This is a genomic window from Deltaproteobacteria bacterium (assembly GCA_028818775.1).
In the GTDB taxonomy this organism is placed as follows: domain Bacteria; phylum Desulfobacterota; class Binatia; order UBA9968; family JAJDTQ01; genus JAJDTQ01.
Genome location: JAPPNE010000155.1, coordinates 31,495 through 52,778, shown reverse-complemented (window position 1 = coordinate 52,778; position 21,284 = coordinate 31,495). Strand labels below are relative to the sequence as shown.

Genomic DNA, 21,284 nt, shown 5'->3' with positions numbered 1-21,284 from the left:
AGGCTCAGCGCCGGCTTCGCGCCGCCACCTCGTTGCGCAGGATCTTGCCCACCGGACTCTTGGGAATCGCCTCGGCGAACGCGATGCGATACGGCACCTTGTAGTGGGCCAACTCGTCCCTGAGGCTCTGTCGCAGGGTCTCCGCCAACTCCGCCGACGCCCCCTGCCCCTCCGCCGGCACCACCACGCCGAGGACACGGTTGCCGATCTCGGGATCCGGCTCCGGCACCACCACGGCCTCGGCCACGGCCGGATGGCGCTGGAGCGCGTTCTCCACTTCGGTGGGCACGAGGAAGAGCCCGCGGGTCTTGAAGCAGTCGTCGCTGCGGCCGGCGATGAAGAAGTAGCCGTCCGCGTCCCGGTAGGCCAGGTCGCCGGTATCGTAGACGCCGTTGCGCCGGGCCGCTTCGGTGCGCTCGGAATCCCCGTAATACTCCAGGAACAGCCCGGGGTCCCGGGTGGAGATAACCGTGCGGCCCACGGCGCCGTCCGCCACCGGGCGGCCGTCTTCGTCGACGATGGCGATGCCCACGTCCGGAGCCGGCACGCCCACCGAGCCCGGCCTCACCGGGTGACGCGCCCCCTGCCCCACCACGAGCTGGTACTCCGACACCCCGTAGTGCTCGTACATCTCGCAGCCGAAGCGCGCTTTCCACTGGCGATACGTGGCTTCGCGAAGCGCCTCGCCGGTGGAGTGCACGCCCCGGAGCGTGCGGATGTCGTACGCGTCCTCGATGCCCTCCGTGGCCAGCATCCGGCGGTAGACCGTGGCCACCGAGTGCAGCAGCGTGACGCGGAAGGCGGCCACGTGCTCCAGCACGTTTTCGGGCGTGGCCCGGCCCGACAGCACCGCGCAGGTGACGCCGTTGCGCAACGGGAAGAGCAGGTTGTGGCCCAGGGCGCTGATGAAGCTCCACTCGCCCGTGGCCATCACCACGTCTTCCGGCTCGGGCGGAAGGCGATAGCGGTTGAGGTCCCCAAGCGCCACGATCCAGCGATGCGCGTGCACGATGCACTTGGGCCGGCCGGTGGTGCCGGACGTGCACACCATGAAGGCCGGCTCGTGGGCGGACGTGTCTCGCGTGGGGATATCGTTTCGTGATTCGTCGTCCGGGGCTTCGCCGCCGACGGTATCGAAGGGGACTTCGCCCTCCTCGGCCTCCCCGGCGCAGATCACGGCCTCCAGCCCCATGGGCGCGCGAAGCTCGCGCAACGCCCGGGCGCGGGAGCCCTCGGTGACGGCGAACCGGGGCTTCGTCTGCTCGAGGATGGCCTGGACTTCCCGCACCCCCAGGAGCGAGTTGACCACCACCGGGAGGGCGCCGAGCTTCACCGCGGCGAGGAAGGCCGTGGCGAACTCCGCCGAGTTGGGCATCCGCACGAGCACCCGCTCCCCGGGCACAACCCCCAACTCCTGGAGCCCGCGGGCGAAGCCGTGCACCCGGCCGCGCAACTCGCCGTAGCTCAGCGAGCCGCCGCGCCACACCATCGCGGTGCGCGCCCCATGGCCCGCGGCCACCGGACGCTCCAGCACCTCCTGGGTGATGTTGAGCCTGGGCGGGATCTCCCGATAACCGGCCGTCATTCCTTCTTGCCCGTCTTCTCGGGGAACGGCCAGTCCGCGTCGTAGGGGTAGGTGTAGCGTGGCGGACGCTTCTCCCGGAACGCGCGCATGCCCTCCTGGCAGTCCTTGGTGCGGGTGATCTCGAGCACGGACTCCAGCTCCTCGCGGTAGCCCTCGTCGGTGCGGTTCCAGTTCCAGTACATCTTCACCAGCCGCTTGGCGTGGCGCACCGACAGGTAGGGGTTGGCGGCGATGCGCCCGGCCAGGGCGAAGGCCTGCTCCATCAGCTCTTCGTGCGGGAACACGTCGTCCACGAGCCCGATGCGCAGCGCTTCGGCGGCGTCGATGATCTCGCCCGTGAGTATCAGGCGCATGGCGCGACCGATGCCGACGAGCTTGGGCAGGTTGCGCGAGCCGCCGCTCTCGGGCACGAACCCCGCCGGCACCGCCACCTCGCCGAAGCGCGCCCGCTCCGACGCGAGGCGCATGTCGCACAGCGTGGTCATCTCCAGGCCGACGCCCACCGCCGGCCCGTTCACCGCGGCGATGGTGGGCTGCGGCAGGTCCTCCAGCTTGCGCATGGCGCTCTGCAGCACCCGGTGGCGGAGGTCGTTCAGGAAATACTCCGCCAGCTCCTTGTACGGGCCTTCGATGCCGCTGGACCCCTCGAACGCCCCCAGCACGGTACCCTCCGACGTGAGGTCCCCGCCCGCGCAGAACCCCCGCCCCTCGCCCGTGAGGATCACCACCTTGAGCACGGAGTTGCGTGCGATCTCGTTGCACAGGGCGTCGAGCTCCAGCCGCATCAACGGGTCCACGGCGTTGAGCTGGTCCGGACGGTTGAGGGTGATCACGCCGATGCACGGCTCCCCCGCCCGCAACGGGTTGTCGTGCACCGTCCACTTGAGCGTCTTGTAGTCCATGGGCAACGATTCCTTTCGGTCACGCCGGCCCGCTCAGTCCTCGTCCTCGCCGTAGAACGACGTGTTGGGCGGGATGTCCTTGGTGGAACGGCGCTGGCGCGCGATCTTGGCGCCGGTCTTCCAGTACTCGCCGCGGGTGGCGAGGGCGGCCTCCTGCTCCAGCTCCTCGTTCCAGTCGCCGAGGGAGTAGCCGAACCACGGCGACTGAGGCTCCAGTTCCGGCAGCCCCAACTCCTCCCAGAGCTTCCGGCCCCGTTCCATGTACTCCCGCGTGGGAAGCGAGATGGGCGGGAGCTTCTCCTTCAGGGTAGCGTCCCACAGGAGGCACGAGTCCTCGGCCGAGCCGCGCGCGTCGTGCCGGGGTGCGTGGCCCACGTCCATGCCGTGCATGATCTGCACGTCGCGGTGCGGCTTGGAGCGGTAGCCCATGGCCCAGAACACCGCGTCGAGGTTGTCGGGATCGATGTCCTCGTCCACCGCGATGACGATCTTGGACATGGACGGGCGGAACGCCACCGCGCCCATGAGCGCGCGCCACACCTCCGCGGGCGTGGGCTTGCGCATCTGGATCACCGTGAGCTTCTGGGTGGCGGTCAGCGGCTCGTGCAGCATCACGCGCACCACGCTCTTGACGCCGATGCCGTCGCGCAGGTGCTCCAGGTAGATGGGCTCATAGGCCATCTTCTTGATGACGCTCGACTCCGACGGCGTCACCTGGCTGATGATGGAGCACAGGACGGCCTCGCGCCGGCGCGTGATGCAGGTGACCTCCATGAAGGGGTTGTACTCCTTGGGGTTCACGTGGCCGTGGGACTCGCCGAAAGGCGCCTCGGGCTCCAGCCACTCGGTGGAGACGAAGCCCTCGACGACGATCTCCGCGTCCGCCGGCACCATCACCGGCACCGTCCGTCCCTCCACCACCCGGATGGGCGCCTTCACCAGGCCCCCGGCCACCGAGAACTCGTCGAGGTCGTAGGCCAGCTTCTGCGCCGCCACGTAGGAGACGGCGGGCACGCCACCGATGCACAGCGCCACCGGCATCTTCTCGCCCCGTTCCCGGTACTTCTCCCAGTGCCGGTAGATGCCCTGCCCCAGCTCGATGGACGGGTTGCAGCCGACCCGGTCGCGCGCCTTGATCATGGCCCGGTAGGTGCCGATGTTGTGCCCGCCGTGGTCCGGATCGCGGGAGATGAAATGGGCCGCGCTCACGTAGGGCGCGTTGTCCCAGCCCGGGGAGGAGATGGGGACCGGAATGCCGTCCACGCCCTTGCCGCGGGTCTTGAGCTGCGCGCCCGAGTAGACCACCTCGTGCACCGGCGCGGCCGACGACGGGATCTCCACCGGCGCCACCGGGTTGGTCTTGGCCTCGGCCCACAGCGCGTTGATGTCCGTGTCCTCGCCGCACCCGAGCCCGATGCGGTAGATGCGCCGGTTGGCCGCGAGCACGCCGATGGCCACCGGGATGTCGTAGCGCTTGCCCTTGGCGTCCACCGGCCGCTCGAACAGGAACGCCTTGCGGTCGCGCTCCTTGATGCCGCCGCGGAACTGCCAGCGCACCAGCGGATGCATCTCCTGGTCTTTGTCCACCTCCCGCGCCACCCGGACCAGCAGACCGGCGTCGTCCAGCCGCTGGAGGTGCTCGTGAAGATCGGGATAGCCCCGCTCCGGTATAGCCTGCGCCGCGCTCGCGATCCTCGCGTTCGTCTTCGCCATGATCCGTCCTTTTCCGTGGGGAGTGGTCGTGAGTGGAGTGCGTCAATTTAGCCTACCGGCGCCGGGAAAGTCCAGGAAAGTCTCCTTTCTCCTCACGAAAGCGGCATCTCTTCATCGACCTCGAATCGTTCGAGAACTTCACTCAGTTGAGCCAGCGGCACGATGTCGCAATCGCCTCGGGACTGACGCGCTGTCCCGCCGTACACGACGCTTCTCGCGAAGATGTTCGGGACAAGATCGCTGATGCGGTTGAGCGAATCACAGTAGTCGGAGGCAACCGTGGAGCCGGACTTGACCTCGATGGCGCCAAGGCCGCGACCGGTTTCGTAGAAGATGTCGCATTCCAACCCTCTTGAATCCCGGAAAAAAAAGATATTGGACCGCCGGCCCCTGTTGAACCGATGCTTGAGCGTCTCGGCAACGACCATGTTCTCGAAGAGGGCCCCACGAAGGGGATGGGTGGCGACCTGCCCCTTGTTCTCAATGCCGATCAGGTAGCTGGCCAGCCCTGCGTCGTAGAAGTAAAACTTGGGTGACTTGACCAGACGCTTTCGGATATTGGCGTGAAACGGAGGTAGCTGAAAGATGATGTAGCTCGCCTCCAGCACGGTGAGCCACTCCCGTGCGGTCGTGTGGGACACGCCGGCGTCCGAACCCAGCGAGCTGAGATTCACCAGTTGGCCTACCCGACCGGCGCACAGGCGCACGAAGCGCCTGAAGCTCGAAAGGTTGCGTATCTCGCCCAACCGGCGCACGTCCCGTTCGACATACGTCTCGAAGTAGTCGCCGAGCGCTTGATGCGGGTCCAATCCCTGATCGAGAATCCGTGGATAGAACCCCGAGTAAATGATGTTGTCCAGGTCATCGTCCGGGCCCATGCGCTGCCGTTCGGCCAGAGAAAACGGCAGCAGGCGGAGCAACGCCGTGCGCCCCGCCAAGGACTGACCGATGGCGTCCGAGAGTCTGAACTGCTCGCTGCCCGTGAGCACGAAGAGACTGTTTCGACCTTTCTCATCAGCGAGAACCTGAAGATAGGACAGCAGTGCAGGAACATGCTGCACCTCGTCGATGACGGCCCCCTCGCTGAACTGCGCAAGAAAGCTCCGTGGGTCCGATTCTGCAAACTCCCGCTGGTCGGGCGCTTCCAGGTTGGCATACGCCAGATCGGGAAAGGCCGCGCGGCAGAGCGTCGTCTTGCCGGACTGCCGCGGCCCGGTCACCGTCACGAAGGGATACTGCCGGAACAACGCCGTCAAACGGGGCATGATTTCGCGCTCGATCATATAACAAAAGTACCCATGGTGTGCACATATTGCAAGTACAACCGTCAGATTGTACACAATCGAAGGACGACGTATCGTTGCGTGCAAGGCCTCCCATCGGGTACACTTCCTTCCCCGTCCCTCGCGAGGTAACCGGCTCGGTGGCGTCCCTTTCACTCGACAACAAGATCTCCCGACTGCTGAGCCATGAATGGCGCGGCGAAAAGCGCATCTCCGGGCTCCAGGGGAGCGCCAAGGCGTACGCGGTGTTCCTGGCGGCGCGGGGGCTCGACGGGCCGCTGCTCGTGCTGACGCCCACCGTGAAGGAAGCGGAAGCGCTCTTCCGCGACCTCCTGTTCTTCCTGGGAGAAGAGGAACAGGCCAAGCCGCTCGACAGCCGCGCGCATCTTTTCCCGGGCTGGGACATCCTGCCGTTCGAGAGCCTGTCGCCGAATCCCGACCACATGGCCGCGCGCATGGAGGGCCTCCACCGGCTGGCAGGGCAGCGCGCGCCGGTGGTGGTGACCACGCCGGCGGCGGTGATGCAGCGCGTGGTTCCGCGCGAGAGCTTCCACAGCGCGCGCTTCGTGGAAGGGCAGGAAGTGGACCGGGAGCACCTGCTGTGGCAGCTCTCGAACCTGGGTTTCGCGCGCGCCCCCCTGGTGGAGGAGCGCGGCGACTTCAGCGTGCGCGGCGGCATCGTCGACCTGTTCCCGCCGGGCTACGGACGGCCCGTGCGCCTGGAGTTCGCGGACGACCGCATCGAGTCCATCCGCGAGTTCGACCCGCGCACCCAGCGCTCGCGCTCGTACCGCGAGGAGCTGCTGCTGCTGCCCATCAAGGAGTTCACCGCGGGGCCGGGCACCAGCCGCGACACGCTCCTGCGCATCGAGGAACGCGCGGACGAGCTGGGCTTCACCCGCAAGGACAAGCGCGCGCTGCTGGAGTCGGTGCGCGAGGGGGTCGGCTTCGCCGGGATGGAGTTCCTGGTCCCCTATTTCTACGACCGCCCGCTGCCGTCGCTGCTGGACCACCTGCCGCGCCGCGGCATCGTCTGGTGCGACCAGCCGGCGCGGGTGGAAGAGGAGCTGGAGCGGTTCGAGAAGCTGGTGGCGCAGCGCGCGGCCAAGGCCGCGGCGGACGGGCGCTTCCACGCTCCCGCCGAAGCCCTCTACCTGGACCCGGACGGCTGGCGCGAGGAGGCCGCGGCGTTCCGGCAGCTCCACAGCGAAAGCCTGGACACCCTCGCCGCCTCGGAGGACCCCGCGTCGGGGATCTCGGTACGCTCCTACACGAATACCGACCTGCACACGGCTCTGACCGCCCCCCAGGGAGCGGAACGATCGCTGGCGCCGCTGGTGGAGCACCTGGAGCAGTGGCGCGGCCAGCGGGTGCTGTTCGTCGCGGGCCATCCCGGCGACGCGCAGCGCCTGCAGCAACTGCTGGCTTACTACGACGTGGACCTGCCCATCTCGGAGCGGTCCTTCCAGGAAGCGGCGGGAGCCTCCCGCAACGGTCCCGAGATCCTCCTGGGAGACCTGACCCAGGGAATCCGCCTCCCCGACGAGGGGCTGATCCTCGTCACCCTGGAAGAGCTCTGGGGGCGCAGGAAACGCGACCGGTCCGTACGCAAGCGCGAGAACGCCGGCCACTTCATCACCAGCCTGAGCGAGCTGCGCCAGGACGACGTGGTGGTGCACCTCGACCAGGGCATCGGCATCTACCGCGGCCTCAGGTACCTCAAGGTGGCGGGCACGGAGGGCGAGTTCCTGCACCTGGAGTACCAGGGCGGCGACCGCCTGTACCTGCCCATCGACCGCATCAACCTGGTGCAGAAGTTCATCGGCGCGGACGGCGCCGCGCCGGTGCTGGACCGCCTGGGCGGGACCTCCTGGCTCAAGCTCAAGGCGCGGACGCGCAAGTCCGTCGTGGCCATGGCCAAGGAGCTGCTGCGGGTCTACGCCGCCCGCGAGGTGCACGAAGGGCACACCTTCCCGCCGCCGGACCAGGCCTACCGGGAGTTCGAGGCCGCCTTCGAGTACGACGAGACGCCGGACCAGGAACAGGCCATCGCCGACACCCTGAAGGACATGACGCAGAGCAAGCCCATGGACCGGCTCATCTGCGGCGACGTGGGCTACGGCAAGACCGAGGTGGCCATGCGCGCGGCCTTCACGGCGGTGATGGACGGCAGGCAGGTGGCCGTGCTGGCGCCCACCACGATCCTGACCCAGCAGCACCTGGAGACCTTCCGCGCCCGCTTCGAGCCCTACCCGGTGCGGGTGGAGAGCCTGAGCCGCTTCGTCACCGGCAAGACCGTGCAGGAGTCGCTCAAGGACCTCGCCAACGGGCTCATCGACGTCGTCATCGGCACCCACCGGCTGCTGCAAAAGGACGTGGCCTTCAAAAACCTCGGGCTCGTGGTCATCGACGAGGAACACCGCTTCGGCGTCGGCCACAAGGAGAAGCTCAAGCAGCTCCGCGCCACCGTGGACGTCATGAGCCTCACGGCCACGCCGATCCCGCGCACGCTGCACATGTCGCTGTCGGGGATCCGCGACCTGAGCGTCATCGAGACGGCGCCGCCCAACCGGCTCGCGGTGCGCACCTACGTGACGCGCTACGACGAGGGCGTAATCCGCGACGCCATCCTGCGGGAGATCAACCGCGAGGGCCAGGTGTTCTTCCTGCACAACCGGGTGGAGAGCATCCAGCGTACGGGGCAGAAGATCATGGACCTGGTGCCCGAGGCCCGGGTCACCATCGCCCACGGGCAGATGACTCCGGCCGAGCTGAAGAAGAGCATGGACCGGTTCCACGAGAACGAGGCCCAGGTGCTGGTGTGCTCGGCCATCATCGAGTCGGGCCTGGACTATCCCAACGCCAACACCATCATCATCAACCGCGCCGACCGCTTCGGCCTGGCCCAGCTCTACCAGCTGCGGGGGCGGGTCGGGCGTTCGTCGCGGCGCGCCTACGCCTACCTGTTGCTGCCCGGAAGCGGCACCGTGACCAGGGACGCGGAAAAGCGCCTGCGGGCGCTGCAGGAGCTGGACGAGCTGGGCAGCGGCTTCAAGCTGGCGCTGCACGACCTGGAGATCCGCGGCGCCGGCAACCTGCTGGGCCGGGAGCAGTCCGGCCAGATCGCCGCGGTGGGCTTCGAGCTCTACACCCAGATGATGGAAGAGACCATCCACGAATTGAAGGGCGAAGAGCGCCGGGTCGCCGTGGAACCCGAGATCCGGCTGGGCATTCCCGCCTACTTCCCCGACGACTACATGCCCAGCGCCAACCAGCGGCTGCTGTTCTACAAGCGTTTGGCCAACCTGGAGGACGCGGAGCAACTGGGGGAGATCCGGGACGAGATCCGCGACCGCTACGGCCACTACCCCGAGGTGGTGGAGAACCTGTTCCGGGTCATGGAGCTGCGGCGCGCGCTGATCCGCGCCCTGGCGACCCAGATCATCTACCAGGACGGCCGCCTGTCGCTGAACTTCCACGCCACCTCCACCCTCGACGTCGACCGCCTGCTGAAGCTCGCGCAGGAGGATCACCGGAACTTCCGTTTCTCGCCCGAGGGACGCCTGTCGTACACTCCGGACCACGCGGACTGGCCCGGCCTCATCCGTGAGACCTGCGAGTTATTGCACGTGATTTCCTAGAAATGTATGGTTACCCTGCCATGAAGTTCGCTTGCCAACGCCCTTTTTCGAAGCCGGCCCTGGGTGCCGTGGCATTCGCCGCGCTCTGTGTCCTGCTCTCCGGCGCCGCTTCCGCGAATCTCGTCGAGAAGGTCGTCGTCGTGGTCAATGGTGTGCCCCACACCTTCTCGGACCTGAGGAAGTTCACCCGGGATCGGCTCGGGAAGGACGTGCGCCTCGACGAACTGACCGCGGGACGCGCCCCTCAGGAATGGCTGGAGGAGTTCATCACCGACGAGCTTGTCCAGGCCGAGGTGAGGGGCACGGGCATCCGCGTGCGCGACGAGGACATCGACGGCTACATCCGCGCCCTGCGGGAGCAAAACCGGCTCTCCCCCGCGCAGTTCGCCGGCCTTCTCGAGCGCCAAGGCAAGGACATGCGGCAATACCGCGACGAGGTCCGGCGCCAGATCGAGCGGGACGAGCTGATCCGCCGCAACGTGCGCCAGCGGATCCACATTACGATGCAGGACGCCAAGCGCTACTACGACGCCAACCCGCTCCTGTATCGCACCGAACTCAGGCTCCGTCTCCGCCACCTCATGCTGAGCGCGGGCGAAGGCGCTTTCACCGACCAGGAGCAGGCGGTGCGCGCACGCATCGAAGAATTGCGTCAGGAGATCGTGGACGGCGCCGACTTCGCCGCGCTGGCGCGCACCCACTCCGAGGGCGCGGGCGCGAGCGAGGGCGGCGACATCGGCTGGGTCAAGCCCGGGGATCTGCCCGATTCCCTGGCCAAGGCGGCCGCGGCTTTACAAAAAGGCGAGATCAGCCCGCCCGTCCGCACCAGCCTGGGCTACCACCTGGTCAGGGCGGAGGACCGCGAGGGCGGCGTGAGGCGGAGCTTCGAGTCGGTTTCCGAGCAGGTGCGCGACGAACTCTACACCAAGACGCTCCGGGAACGGTTCGCCAAGTGGCTCAAGACCGACCTGCGCAAGAAGCACCGCGTGGAAGTCAAGCTCTCCGAATACGACTTCGAGGCGCTGGAGGCCGAGCGCGGCACCGTCGGCAGCCTCATGGCCACCACCGCGCCGCCGGAAAAGCCAAAGGGCTTCTGGGACTATGTCAACCCGCTCACCTACATCTACGACGAAGAACCCCTCCCCGACCCTTCGGGCGTGAGCGATCGCAAGAGAGTCAAGCTGTTCGGCATACCGCTGTTCACCACCGAGGCGGGGGACGATCCGGACGTGCCGCTCAACGATCCCATCGAAGGCGCCCCGGCGGCACCCGCCGCGCCGGATGCCAACCCATAGGGTTCGGTCGCCAACAAGGACGCACCGGGTGGCCATGCCGAAACCGGTAGTCGCCGTGAGCATGGGCGATCCCGCCGGGATCGGCCCCGAAGTGGCCGTCAAGGCGGCCCGTGACGCGGCGGTGCGACGCGCCTGCCGCGTGGTTCTCGTGGGCGACCCCTTGATGCTCGAACAGGCCCGTGCCCCGCGATGGCCGGTTCGGAAGCCGGATGAACCGAGGGCGGCAGGCGCGCCCGTCGTCGTCGAGGAGGTCTCCGGTCTGAAACCCGCCCAGGTGCGGCCAGGCCGGACCAGTCGCGCCGGCGGCGAAGCCGCGTACCGCTACATCCTCCGGGCGGTGGACCTCATCAAGGAGGGCACCGCCGACGCCATGGCCACGGCGCCCATCAGCAAGAAGGCCCTGAACGACGCGGGCCACCTCTATCCCGGCCACACCGAGCTTCTGGCCGACCTCACCCGTACCCGGGAAGTGCGCATGATGCTCCATGGAACACGCCTCAAGGTGGTGCTGGTGACGGTGCACCTGCCGCTGACCGAGGTCGCCGCGACGCTGACCCGCGGGCGCGTGCGCACCACCGTCGAGCTGACCCATCGGGCATTGCGGGAATGGTTCGGCATAGCCGAGCCGCGGGTGGCGGTGGCCGCCCTGAACCCCCACGGGGGCGAAGACGGAATGTTCGGCGGGGAGGAGCGGCGGGTGATCCGGCCGGCGGTGCGCGAGTGCGCCGCCCGCGGCATGGACGTGTCCGGTCCGATCCCGGCGGACAGCCTGTTCCACCGCGCCGCGCGCGGGGAGTTCGACGCGGTGGTGTGCATGTACCACGACCAGGGGCTCGGCCCGTTCAAGCTGCTGCACTTCACCGACGGCGTCAACCTCACCCTGGGCCTGCCGCTCATCCGGACCTCCGTGGACCACGGCACCGCGTACGACATCGCCGGCAAGGGAGTCGCGGACAGCCGCAGCATGAAGCAGGCCATCCTGCTGGCGGCGGAACTGGCGCGCGGGCGGACGTCCGACGGAGGGGCATGAGCATCCTCATCGAGGGCGCGCGCGTCCACAATCTCAAGAACGTCGACGTCGAGATCCCGCGCGGCAAGCTGGTGGTGATCACCGGGGTTTCGGGGTCGGGGAAGTCGTCGCTGGCGTTCGACACGGTGTACGCGGAAGGGCAGCGGCACTACATGCAGTCGCTGTCCACCTACGCGCGCCAGCTCCTGAACCCGCTGGCGCGGGCGGACGTGGACTCCATCCGCGGGCTTTCCCCGGCCATCGCGGTGCCTCAACAGCGTTTCCACGAGAACCCCCGTTCCACGGTGGGGACGCTGACCGAGATTCACGACCATTTGCGGCTGCTGTTCACCCACGTCGGACGCGCTCATTGCCTGCGTTGCGGCCAGCCCATCGTCGTGCACACGGTGCAGCAGATGGTGGACGCGGTCCTGGAGCGGCCGGCCGGCGCCCGCGTCGAGGTGCTGGCTCCCTTGCGTTGCGGCGGCCCGGACGAGTTCCGGCGCGAGATCGAACGGGTGGTGCGCGCGGGATTCGTGCGCGTCAAGGTGGGCGGCGAGGTCGCGGAGTTGGCCGAAGTGGCGGAGGCGGCCGGCTCGGCTCCGCCCGACCGGGCCGAGTTGGTGGTGGACCGGCTGGTGGCGCGGGAGGGCATCGCCAAACGGCTGGCGGACTCCCTGGAGGTCGCCCTGGAACACGGCGACGGGGTCGTGGCCATCGAGGTGCGTGACGGCGCCGGCGCGGAGTCCTGTCGCTATACCCAACGCGCCGCGTGTCTGGAATGCGGCACGCCGTTCCCCGAGACGGTGCCGCAGCTCTTCTCGTTCAACAGCCCGCACGGAGCCTGTCCGGCGTGCCGCGGGCTCGGCGTCCAGGCGCGCGGGCGGTCCCGCAAGGACGACGACGGCTCCGCGGAGGCCGGCCAACCGCCGTGTGCCGAGTGCCACGGGACCCGCCTGCGGCCGGAAAGCCTGAAGGTGAAGATCGGCGGGTTGCACATTGCCCAGGTTTCTGCGTTGCCGCTGAACGACTTATACCGATTTATCCAAGAACTGACCCTGGAGGAACGCGAGTCCGCGGTGGCTGGGAACGTCCTGCGCGAGATCCGCGAACGCACCGATGCGCTGCTGCGGCTGGAGTTGGGTTACATGACCCTGGCGCGGCCGTCGGACAGCCTTTCGGGGGGCGAGTGCCAGAGGATTCGGCTGGCCGCCCACATCGGCGCGCATCTCTCGGGCGTGATCTACGTGCTCGACGAACCCACCGTCGGGCTCCACCCGCGCGACACCGCGCGGCTCCTCGACATCCTGCGGCAACTCAAGGACGCGGGCAACACCGTGCTGGTGGTGGAGCACGACCGGGACGTGATCCTGGCCGCGGACCACGTCATCGACATGGGGCCGGGAGCGGGGGTCGAGGGAGGAGAGGTGCTCGCCACCGGGTCGGTGGAGGAGATTCGCGCGAACCCCGCGTCCCGCACCGGACCGTATCTGGCCGGCGCGCCGCCGCCGCCCTCCCCTCGGCGCCGAACCGGCACCGGCACGATCTCGATCAAGAACGCAACGCGCCATAACCTGAAGAACATCGACGTAGACTTCCCAATGGGGGCGATGACCTGTGTCACCGGCGTCTCCGGCTCGGGCAAGAGCAGCCTCGTGGCGGACACCTTGTACGAGGCGGCGCAACGGCATCCGCGCCACGCGGCAAGGGCAGCGCCACGCGGTCCAACGCGTTCATCTCCCGCCGTCGCCGGCCTCGACGCCTTCGACCGCGTCCTCTACGTCGATCAGGCGTCCATCGGGCGCAACAGCCGCTCCACTCCCGCCACCTACGGCGGACTCTTCGACCCCTTGCGGAACCTGTTCGCGCGCCTGCCCGAGGCCCGGCTGCGGGGCTACGGCGCCGGACGCTTCTCCTACAACGCGGCGGGCGGGCGATGCGAAGCGTGTCAAGGCGCGGGCACGGCCGGCATCGAGATGCAGTTCCTGCCGGACGTGTCCGTGACCTGCGACGTGTGCGGCGGGCGCCGCTACAATCGCGAGACGCTGGAGATCCGCTACAAGGGAGCCAGCATCGCCGACGTGCTCGATCTCACCGTCACCGAGGCGCTGGAGCTTCTGGGCAACGTGCCGCTGGTGCGGGCGCGGCTGGAGACCCTGTGGCAGGTGGGACTCGGCTACCTTCGGCTGGGACAGCCGGCCACGACGCTCTCGGGCGGCGAGGCGCAACGGGTGAAGCTCGCGCGGGAGCTGAGCAAGCGGCCCGGAGGCCGCGCCCTGTATCTCTTCGACGAGCCCACCACCGGCCTCCACTTCGAGGAGGTGACCCGGCTGGTGGAGATCCTCGACCGGCTGGTGGAAGCCGGCCACACGGTCATCGCCATCGAGCACAACCCGGACTTCCTCCGCTGCGCCGACTACATCGTGGACCTGGGCCCCGAGGGCGGCGAGAACGGCGGCCACGTGGTGGCGTCAGGGACCCCCGAGGAGGTCATGCGAAAGGGCGAGTCCGCCACCGGGCAATGCCTGAGGGAGTTGCAAAGCCCCGACCGCTCGGCCCGCGCGTAGCCGGCGCGGCCGCGCCACGTCGAGGAGCCATCCCGGCTCTTTCTTGACAATCGCCGAGCCGGCAGCCTAAATGAAAGGTTCTGGAGGTATTTCTCGTGAAGCTCCCTGTCTACTTCGACAATCATGCGACGACGCCGGTGGACCCGCGGGTGGTGGAGGCCATGCTGCCGTTCTTCACGGAACAGTTCGGCAACTCGGCGAGCAAGCACGCGTTCGGCTGGGAGGCGGATGCGGCGGTGTACGAGGCGCGCAAGAACGTGGCCGCGCTGATCGGCGCCGCGCCCAAGGAGATCGTCTTCACCAGCGGCGCCACCGAGTCGGACAACCTCGCCATCCAGGGGGTGGCGGAAATGCACCGCGACCGGGGCGACCACGTCATCACCTGCGCGGCCGAGCACAAGGCGGTGCTGGATTCCTGCAAGTTCCTGGAACGCCACGGCTTCCGCGTCACCTACCTCCCCGTGGACGCGCGCGGCACGGTGAACCTCGAAAAGCTGCGCGCGGCCATCGACGGCAGGACCCTGCTCATCTCCATCATGGCGGCCAACAACGAGGTCGGCACCATCCAGCCGCTGGAGGAAATCGGCCGGATCGCCGCCGAACACGGCATCCTGTTCCATTCCGACGCCACCCAGGCGGTGGGCAAGATGCCCATCGACGTGGAAGCGTCGGGGATCCACCTCCTTTCCATGACCGCCCACAAGCTGCACGGCCCCAAGGGGATCGGCGCGCTCTACGTCAGCGCGCGCAAGCCGGCGGTGCGCCTGAGCCCCACCATCCACGGCGGCGGCCACGAGGGGGGCATGCGCTCGGGCACGCTCAACGTGCCCGGCATCGTCGGCTTCGGCAGGGCGTGCGAGATCGCGCGCGCGGAGATGGCCGAAGAACTGCCGCACATCACCCATCTGCGGAACCGCCTTGAGGCCGGCCTGTTCGCGCGCCTGGACGAGCTGCACCTCAACGGGCATCCCACGGAGCGCCTGTGCGGCAACCTGAACGTGGCCTTCGGCTTCGTCGAAGGCGAGTCCCTGATCATGGGGCTCAACGACGTGGCGGTCTCCGCCGGTTCCACCTGCACCTCCGCCGCGCTGGAGCCCTCCCACGTGCTCAAGGCCATGGGATTGCGGGAGGATCTCGCCCACGGTTCTATCCGCTTCGGCCTGGGCCGGTTCAACACCGAGGAAGAGGTGGACTACGTGCTGAACCGGGTGGAGGAAGAAGTCAACCGCTTGCGCGGGCTCTCGCCGGCCTACGCCAGGCGGGCCGGGGCGGCCAGGCCGGCGCGGGCGGCCGCCGGGAAATAGCGCGCCGGCGGGCCGGACTCGCCCAAGGGGGACACGCCCACGGCGCACGGGAACACGCAATGGCCACAGAAGTCCAGATCACGGAGAGCGCGGCCAACCGCATCAAGGAGCTGCTCGAACAGGACGAGCGCGACTGTACCGGCCTGCGCCTGAAGGTCGTGGGCGGAGGCTGCTCCGGGTTGCAGTACAAGATGGATCTCGACGACCCCAAGCCCACGGACCGCATCTTCGAGCAAGGCGGCGCCAAGGTGATCGTAGACCTGAAGAGCCTGCTCTACCTGGGCGGCACCGAGCTGGACTACAAGGAGACCCTGATGGAGGCGGCCTTCGTGTTCCAGAACCCCAACGTGAAACGCAGTTGCGGGTGCGGCGCCTCGTTCGTGGTGTAAGAGCCATGGCCGACGTCATCTACTTCGACAACAACGCCACCACGCGGGTCGCGCCGCCGGTCTACGAGGCCATGGCGCCCTACCTCAAGGAGCTCTACGGCAACCCGTCCAGCATCCACGGCTTCGGGACCCGGGTCGGCCGCGCCCTCGACCGCGCGCGCAAACAGGTGGCGGGGCTGCTGGGGGCCGACGACGAAGTCGAGGTGATGTTCACCAGTTGCGGCTCGGAGGGGGACAACACCGCCATCCGCGGCATGCTGGAGGGCTCGCCGGACAAGCGTCACTTCATCACCACCGCGGTGGAGCACCCCGCGGTGCACGGTCTGGGCCAGCACCTGGAGAAGAAGGGGTACAGGGTCACCTGGCTCGGAGTGGACGAGGAGGGGCGGCTGGACCTGGACGAGCTGCGTGACTCCCTCACCGATGACACCGCCCTGGTCTCCATCATGTACGCCAACAACGAAACCGGGGTCGTCTTTCCCGTGCAGGAAGCCGGCGAGATCGTCAAGGCCAGGGGCATTCCCTTCCACGTGGACGCGGTGCAGGTGCCGGGCAAGATCGACCTCGACGTGAAGAACAGCCCCATCGACCTGCTGACCATCTCGGCCCACAAGTTTCACGGCCCCAAGGGCGTGGGGGCCCTGTACGTGCGCCGCGGCATCGCGTTGCGGCCGTTCATCATCGGCGGCCACCAGGAGCGCAACCGCCGCGCCGGCACCGAAAACGTCGCCGGCATCGTGGGCATGGGAGAGGCCGCGAAGCTCACGGCCCGGGACATCCCGGCCGAACGCGAGCAGTTGACCGCCCTGCGCGACCAACTGGAGCGTGCGCTTCTGGCCGCCTGTCCGGGCGCCCGGGTCAACGGCGGGCGCGCGGAGCGCCTGTCCAACACGCTCAACATCGCCTTCGAATACCTGGAGGGCGAGTCGATCATCGTGCTGCTGGACGAGTTCGGCATCTGCGCTTCCACCGGCTCCGCCTGCACGGCGGGCTCGGTGGAACCCTCCCACGTGCTGCGCGCCATGAAGGTGCCGCCGCGTTGGCTGCAGGGAGCCGTCCGGTTCAGTCTCAGCCGCTACAACACGCGGGAGGAAGTGGCGTTCGCGGCGGACAAGATCCCCGGCATCATCGGCCGGCTGCGCGGGTTGTCGGCGCTGGGCCGGGTGGGCGCGAAGGAAGGCCAGCCGGATCACGCCTCGTAGCGTTTCCGTTCCAGTTTTCATCGGGATGTCCGTGACATGGAGGTCCGGAGCCGCGCGAGTATGCCGCACCCTCACCTTGCGCGCCAGGACCGCAGGCAAGACATGAGACGGGGTCGACGCAAAGGCCTGCTGTACCGCGCCCGCTATCGCGCCGGCGAGTACCTGCTGCGCGCTTTTGTCGGCAGCCTTCGCTGGCTGCCCGGGTGGGCGATCCCGTACATTGCCGGAACCGTCGAGCGGGTCAGCCGCGTGCTCTTGTGGCGCTATCGGAGGCGCATGCAGGACACCCTGGCACAGACCATGGCCGGGGAGTTGCCGACCGAGTCCGAGCGCCGCACCGTGGTGCACCGGGCATGGCGCAACTTCGCGCAGAGCTTCCTGGAAGCGCTCGCGACGCTCCACATGCCCGACGAAGAGATTTGCTCGCACATCGAGATCGACGGCCAGGAGCACCTGCGCGCGGCGCTCGCGCGCAACAAGGGGGTGCTGGCGTTGAGTGCCCATCTCGGCAATTTCCCCATGATCGGGCCGCGCCTCGCGGCCCAGGGCTACGACTTCAGCGTCGTCCTCAAGCTCGCCGAGGAAGAGGGTTTCGCCGCGCTGCAACACGAGTACGTCACGCGCGCCGGGGTCAAGATCATACCCGCCCGTCCCCGGCGCGAGTCGGTGCCGCGGATCATCCAGGCGCTGCGGCGCAACGGGATCGTCTTGGTGGTGCCGGACGAGTTCAGGAGCGCCGGAGTCGAAGTGGACTTCCTGGGACGCCGCGCACCCGCGCCCAAGGGTCCCGTCACCATCGCCCAGCGCACGGGGGCCGCGGTGGTGCCGCTCTTCATGGTGCGCGGCCACGACAACCGCCTCATGCTGCACGTCAAGCCCGAGCTCCGCTTCGTGAATACCGGCGACCGGGAAGCGGACCTGCGGACCAACGCGGGGCTGTTCGTTCAGGAAATCGAGGACATGGTGCGACGCCATCCGGACCAGTGGAGCTGGATGAGCTTCCGCAATCCCCGGAAAGGGGACGCCTCCCATGCGCTGCCGTAACAGATGCGGCCAGTCAGGTAAGGAGCACGGATGGATCTCGGGCTGACGGGCAAGGTGGCCATGATCACCGGCGCCAGCCGGGGCATCGGCAAGGACATCGCGAGGGGCCTCGCCGCCGAGGGCTGCCGGCTGAGCGTTTGCGCGCGCGGCCGGGAAGACCTCGAAGAGACCGCGCGGGAGCTGCGCGGACGCGGCGCGGAAGTCCTCGCCTCGGCCCTGGACGTCACCGACGAGGAGGCCGCGCGCGCCTGGTTTGCCGAGACCCGGGAGCGGTTTCAGGCCGTCGACATCCTGATCAACAACGTCGGCGGCTCGCGTCCGGGCGGCAACCTGTCCGCGTCCGGCGAAGACTGGCAGAGCGGTTTCGCCCTGAACTTCTTTTCGGCACTCGACCTGTGCCGCGTGGTGGTGCCGTCCATGCGCGAGCGCAAGCACGGCTGCGTCATCAACATCGCGTCCATCTACGGCCGCGAGTGGGGCGGCCCCATGACCTACAACGCGGCCAAGGCCGCCATGATCAGCCTGTCCAAGGAAATGGCGCGGGAACTGGCGCCCGACGGGGTTCGCGTAAACAGCGTGGCGCCGGGCTCCATCCTCTTCCCCGGCGGTTCGTGGGACCGGCGGCGGCGGGAGCAACCCGTGGAGATCGCCGCGTTCGTGGAACGCGAGCTGCCCGCGGGCCGTTTCGGAAAACCCGAGGAAGTGGCGGACGTGGTGGTCTTTCTCGCCTCGGAGCGCGCCAACTGGATCTCGGGCGCGTGCATCAACGTGGACGGCTGTCAGTCGCGGTCGCTGATCTGAAGCGTCACAAGCGCGCCTCCAGGTCCTTGAACTCCTTGTTCAAGGTTTCCACTTCCTCCCTGGCCTGCTTCTTGTACCGCACCACCTTGTCCAGTTCCTCGATGGTGGGTAAAGCCAGTTGCCGCTGCGGCACCCCACTCTTCGCGCGCGTGTGGACGTGGTAGGCGCCTTTGTCGTCCATGTGCCCGGTCTCCTTGCCGCTCAAGAGCTGGATCGCCATGTTCAGGTCCGCGATCATCTTCTTCGCCTTCCCGTCCAGGACGGTCAGCCGCTGTTTGGCTGCCAGGAGCCGCAGGAAATTGGCACCGATCTTTTCTTCCAGTTCCCCCATCGCATCGCTCCCTCGGTTGGTGCATCCATCCTCGCCGGTCGCCGGACCGTCGCCTGCCAGACAATATGAAGGATCGGGACGGAATACAAGAGTGTTTCCGCTTGAGGCCGTCCCGGCATTCTGGTTAGGTGAATAGGGAGGTAGACAATGAAGCAAATCATGCTCACCGTTGCCGCGGCGCTCTTGCTCGTCGCCCACACCGCAAGCGCGCAACAACTCCCAAAGGCCGTCTTCGCCGGCGGCTGCTTCTGGTGCGTCGAGTCGGACTTCGACAAGGTGCCCGGCGTGGTCTCGACCGTCTCCGGCTACACCGGCGGCAAGACCGCCGACCCGACCTACAGGCAGGTCACGGCCGGCGGCACCGGCCACTACGAGGCCGTGGAGATCACCTACGACCCGGCCAAGGTCGGCTACGAGGCGCTGCTCACCGCGTTCTGGCACTCGGTGGACCCCACCGACGACGGCGGCCAGTTCTGCGACCGCGGCCAGTCCTACGAGACCGCCGTCTTCGTCGCGAACGACAAGGAGCGCCGGCTTGCCGAGGCGTCCAAGGCCGCCGCGCAGAAGCAGCTCGACCGACCCATCGTCACCCCGATCCTGCCCGCCGGCCCGTTCTTCGCCGCGGAAGACTACCACCAGGACTATTACAAGAAGAACCCGGTCCGCTATCGCTACTACCGCTTCAGTTGCGGCCGCAACCGCCGGGTGAGGGACGTCTGGGGCGAGCACGCCTACGAAGGGATACCCGGCCACGGGTGAAGAGGCGTGAGGTTTGATGCGAGAAGTGGCTCCGTAGAGCGTCAACGCATTCAGAAGCTGCGGGTATCGGGTTGCTTGCTTGAATTGGTCCGTATGTTATAGAATTCAAACATGGACGCCACACATCACTACGCAACGCGCGAGGACTTGGCCAAACTGGAGACCCGGCTGGTTGAGCGCATTGCCGGCGTTGAAACTGCCTCACGGCGCAGATAACAAACCTCACGTGGCGCCTTCTCGGCTTGTTGACAGCCATAGCCGCAGTCGCCATAGCCTTCATCAAGTACCTGTAACTCACTCAATACGTTCAGCGTTTTATCGGCTCACGCTCCCACCCAATACTCTACCGGTCTCGACAGGAACTCCTCGACAGCGATGCCGTCGCCCCCGACGAGCAGGCTGCGCGGGAGGCGTATACGACAAATACTCAATACCATGAGTAAATTTACTCAGTCTGCTGAGCAAATGGGGCAGAGATTGGCTCAACGCTGTTCAGGGCGTCGCGTGTTGCGTGACGGAACAGGGTTTATGCCGGGACGGTACAGGCTTGCGGCGCTGTCGGGTTGGACCCAACACTTGGGAGATGTTGGTGGAGGCGGGGGGAATCGAACCCCCGTCCGAAGGCTTTCCGCCGAAAGTGACTACATGCTTAGTCGCCGTTTTGCTCTCATCGTCCAAGCCCCCGGCGACGGGGTCTTGTGCGACCAGCCGGTTTGGATCTCGACCTCATCCCCTCCGGCAGAGGAATCGGTCCATCCCGCTGAATGACGCCTTGTCCGACCCCGCGGGAGAAAGCCGGCAAGACGCTGGCTGTCTAAGCAGCCAGAGCGTACTCGTGTTCGTCTGCAGTTACTTGCAGTCCTGCGTTTTTGACGAGGCCGCAGGACCCCGGCATGCCACTTTGACTTCCCACCCCCGTCGAACCCATATCGCCCCCAATGATGCGCCCTGGTCCGCCGCTCAACTTCTGCGGCTCTTCATGGAGCGTTCCATCTCGCGCCGGACCATCTTCTCCTTGACCGTGGCGCGCTTGTCGTAGAGCTTCTTTCCGCGGGCCAGGCCCAACTCCACCTTGGCGCGCCCGTCCTTGAAGTATAGCTTCAACGGAATCAGGGTCAAGCCGCGCTCCTTGACCTTGCCGGTGAGCCGCATGATCTCGCGCTTGTGCAGAAGCAGCTTCCGCGGCCGGGTGGGCTCGTGATTGAACATGTTGGCCGCCGGATAGGGGCTGATGTGGGAGTTGACCAGGTACACCTGGCCCTTGTCGACCCGGGCGTAGCTGTCGGCGAGATTGACGCGGCCGTCCCGAAGCGCCTTCACCTCGCTGCCCAGCAGCACCATCCCGGCCTCGAAGGACTCGTCGATGAAGTACTCCCGGCGCGCCCGGCGGTTGACGGTGACGGTCTTCTCGGCGGTTTCCTTGGTCGAGGCCATGGGATCGTATTCCGGTTCGTCGGCC

The 21,284-nt window shown here is 67.6% G+C and carries 16 protein-coding genes and 1 other RNA gene; 10 read left to right on the top strand and 7 right to left on the bottom strand.

Going from position 1 to position 21,284, the window contains the following annotated elements:
- Positions 1 to 4: 4 nt before the first annotated feature.
- From OXU42_17055 to OXU42_17040, 4 genes are all read right to left on the bottom strand, one after another.
- On the bottom strand, positions 5 to 1,585 hold the full coding sequence (locus tag OXU42_17055) for an acyl-CoA synthetase (GenBank protein MDE0031097.1): 1,581 nt from the start codon (positions 1,583 to 1,585) through the stop codon (positions 5 to 7).
- Positions 1,582 to 2,487 (bottom strand): enoyl-CoA hydratase-related protein, encoded by a 906-nt coding sequence (locus OXU42_17050; protein MDE0031096.1) that lies wholly within the window; start codon positions 2,485 to 2,487, stop codon positions 1,582 to 1,584. The genes OXU42_17055 and OXU42_17050 overlap by 4 nt, the downstream gene beginning before the upstream one ends.
- 33 nt (positions 2,488 to 2,520) lie before the next feature.
- Positions 2,521 to 4,200: a UbiD family decarboxylase gene (locus OXU42_17045; GenBank protein MDE0031095.1), complete on the bottom strand. Its 1,680-nt coding sequence runs from the start codon at positions 4,198 to 4,200 to the stop codon at positions 2,521 to 2,523.
- A 92-nt stretch (positions 4,201 to 4,292) separates the two neighbouring features.
- Positions 4,293 to 5,483 (bottom strand): ATP-binding protein, encoded by a 1,191-nt coding sequence (locus OXU42_17040; protein MDE0031094.1) that lies wholly within the window; start codon positions 5,481 to 5,483, stop codon positions 4,293 to 4,295.
- Between the two features lie 140 nt (positions 5,484 to 5,623).
- Here OXU42_17040 and mfd point away from each other — a divergent pair, with 140 nt between their 5' ends.
- The 9 genes from mfd to OXU42_16995 all read left to right on the top strand — a co-directional run bounded on the left by mfd (position 5,624) and on the right by OXU42_16995 (position 18,735).
- Positions 5,624 to 9,124: a transcription-repair coupling factor gene (mfd, locus tag OXU42_17035; GenBank protein MDE0031093.1), complete on the top strand. Its 3,501-nt coding sequence runs from the start codon at positions 5,624 to 5,626 to the stop codon at positions 9,122 to 9,124.
- Between the two features lie 68 nt (positions 9,125 to 9,192).
- Positions 9,193 to 10,419 carry a peptidylprolyl isomerase gene (locus tag OXU42_17030; protein ID MDE0031092.1) on the top strand — a complete coding sequence of 409 codons (1,227 nt, stop codon included), beginning with the start codon at positions 9,193 to 9,195 and terminating at the stop codon, positions 10,417 to 10,419.
- Positions 10,420 to 10,453: 34 nt separating this feature from the next.
- On the top strand, positions 10,454 to 11,449 hold the full coding sequence (gene pdxA, locus OXU42_17025; GenBank protein MDE0031091.1) for a 4-hydroxythreonine-4-phosphate dehydrogenase PdxA: 996 nt from the start codon (positions 10,454 to 10,456) through the stop codon (positions 11,447 to 11,449).
- Positions 11,446 to 13,995, top strand: a complete 2,550-nt coding sequence (gene uvrA / locus OXU42_17020; protein ID MDE0031090.1) for an excinuclease ABC subunit UvrA — start codon at positions 11,446 to 11,448, stop codon at positions 13,993 to 13,995. The genes pdxA and uvrA overlap by 4 nt, the downstream gene beginning before the upstream one ends.
- 95 nt (positions 13,996 to 14,090) lie before the next feature.
- Entirely contained in the window at positions 14,091 to 15,299 is a 1,209-nt protein-coding gene (locus OXU42_17015) for an IscS subfamily cysteine desulfurase (GenBank protein ID MDE0031089.1), read from the top strand.
- Between the two features lie 59 nt (positions 15,300 to 15,358).
- Complete coding sequence (locus tag OXU42_17010; protein ID MDE0031088.1) at positions 15,359 to 15,688, top strand: iron-sulfur cluster assembly accessory protein; 330 nt, start codon at positions 15,359 to 15,361, stop codon at positions 15,686 to 15,688.
- A 5-nt stretch (positions 15,689 to 15,693) separates the two neighbouring features.
- Entirely contained in the window at positions 15,694 to 16,890 is a 1,197-nt protein-coding gene (gene nifS / locus OXU42_17005) for a cysteine desulfurase NifS (protein ID MDE0031087.1), read from the top strand.
- Positions 16,891 to 16,992: 102 nt separating this feature from the next.
- Complete coding sequence (locus OXU42_17000; GenBank protein ID MDE0031086.1) at positions 16,993 to 17,934, top strand: lysophospholipid acyltransferase family protein; 942 nt, start codon at positions 16,993 to 16,995, stop codon at positions 17,932 to 17,934.
- A 30-nt stretch (positions 17,935 to 17,964) separates the two neighbouring features.
- Entirely contained in the window at positions 17,965 to 18,735 is a 771-nt protein-coding gene (locus OXU42_16995) for an SDR family oxidoreductase (protein ID MDE0031085.1), read from the top strand.
- 4 nt (positions 18,736 to 18,739) lie between these two features.
- On the opposite strand, the gene OXU42_16990 is transcribed toward OXU42_16995, so the two are convergent.
- Positions 18,740 to 19,066, bottom strand: a complete 327-nt coding sequence (locus OXU42_16990) for a hypothetical protein (GenBank protein ID MDE0031084.1) — start codon at positions 19,064 to 19,066, stop codon at positions 18,740 to 18,742.
- A gap of 147 nt (positions 19,067 to 19,213) precedes the next feature.
- On the opposite strand from OXU42_16990, the gene msrA reads away from it, so the two are divergent.
- Entirely contained in the window at positions 19,214 to 19,825 is a 612-nt protein-coding gene (msrA, locus tag OXU42_16985; GenBank protein MDE0031083.1) for a peptide-methionine (S)-S-oxide reductase MsrA, read from the top strand.
- 587 nt (positions 19,826 to 20,412) lie between these two features.
- Here the strand turns inward: msrA and ssrA are convergent.
- Positions 20,413 to 20,762: a transfer-messenger RNA gene (ssrA, locus tag OXU42_16980) on the bottom strand.
- Positions 20,763 to 20,785: 23 nt separating this feature from the next.
- Positions 20,786 to 21,259 carry an SsrA-binding protein SmpB gene (gene smpB / locus OXU42_16975; GenBank protein MDE0031082.1) on the bottom strand — a complete coding sequence of 158 codons (474 nt, stop codon included), beginning with the start codon at positions 21,257 to 21,259 and terminating at the stop codon, positions 20,786 to 20,788.
- Between the last annotated feature and the right edge of the window lie 25 nt (positions 21,260 to 21,284).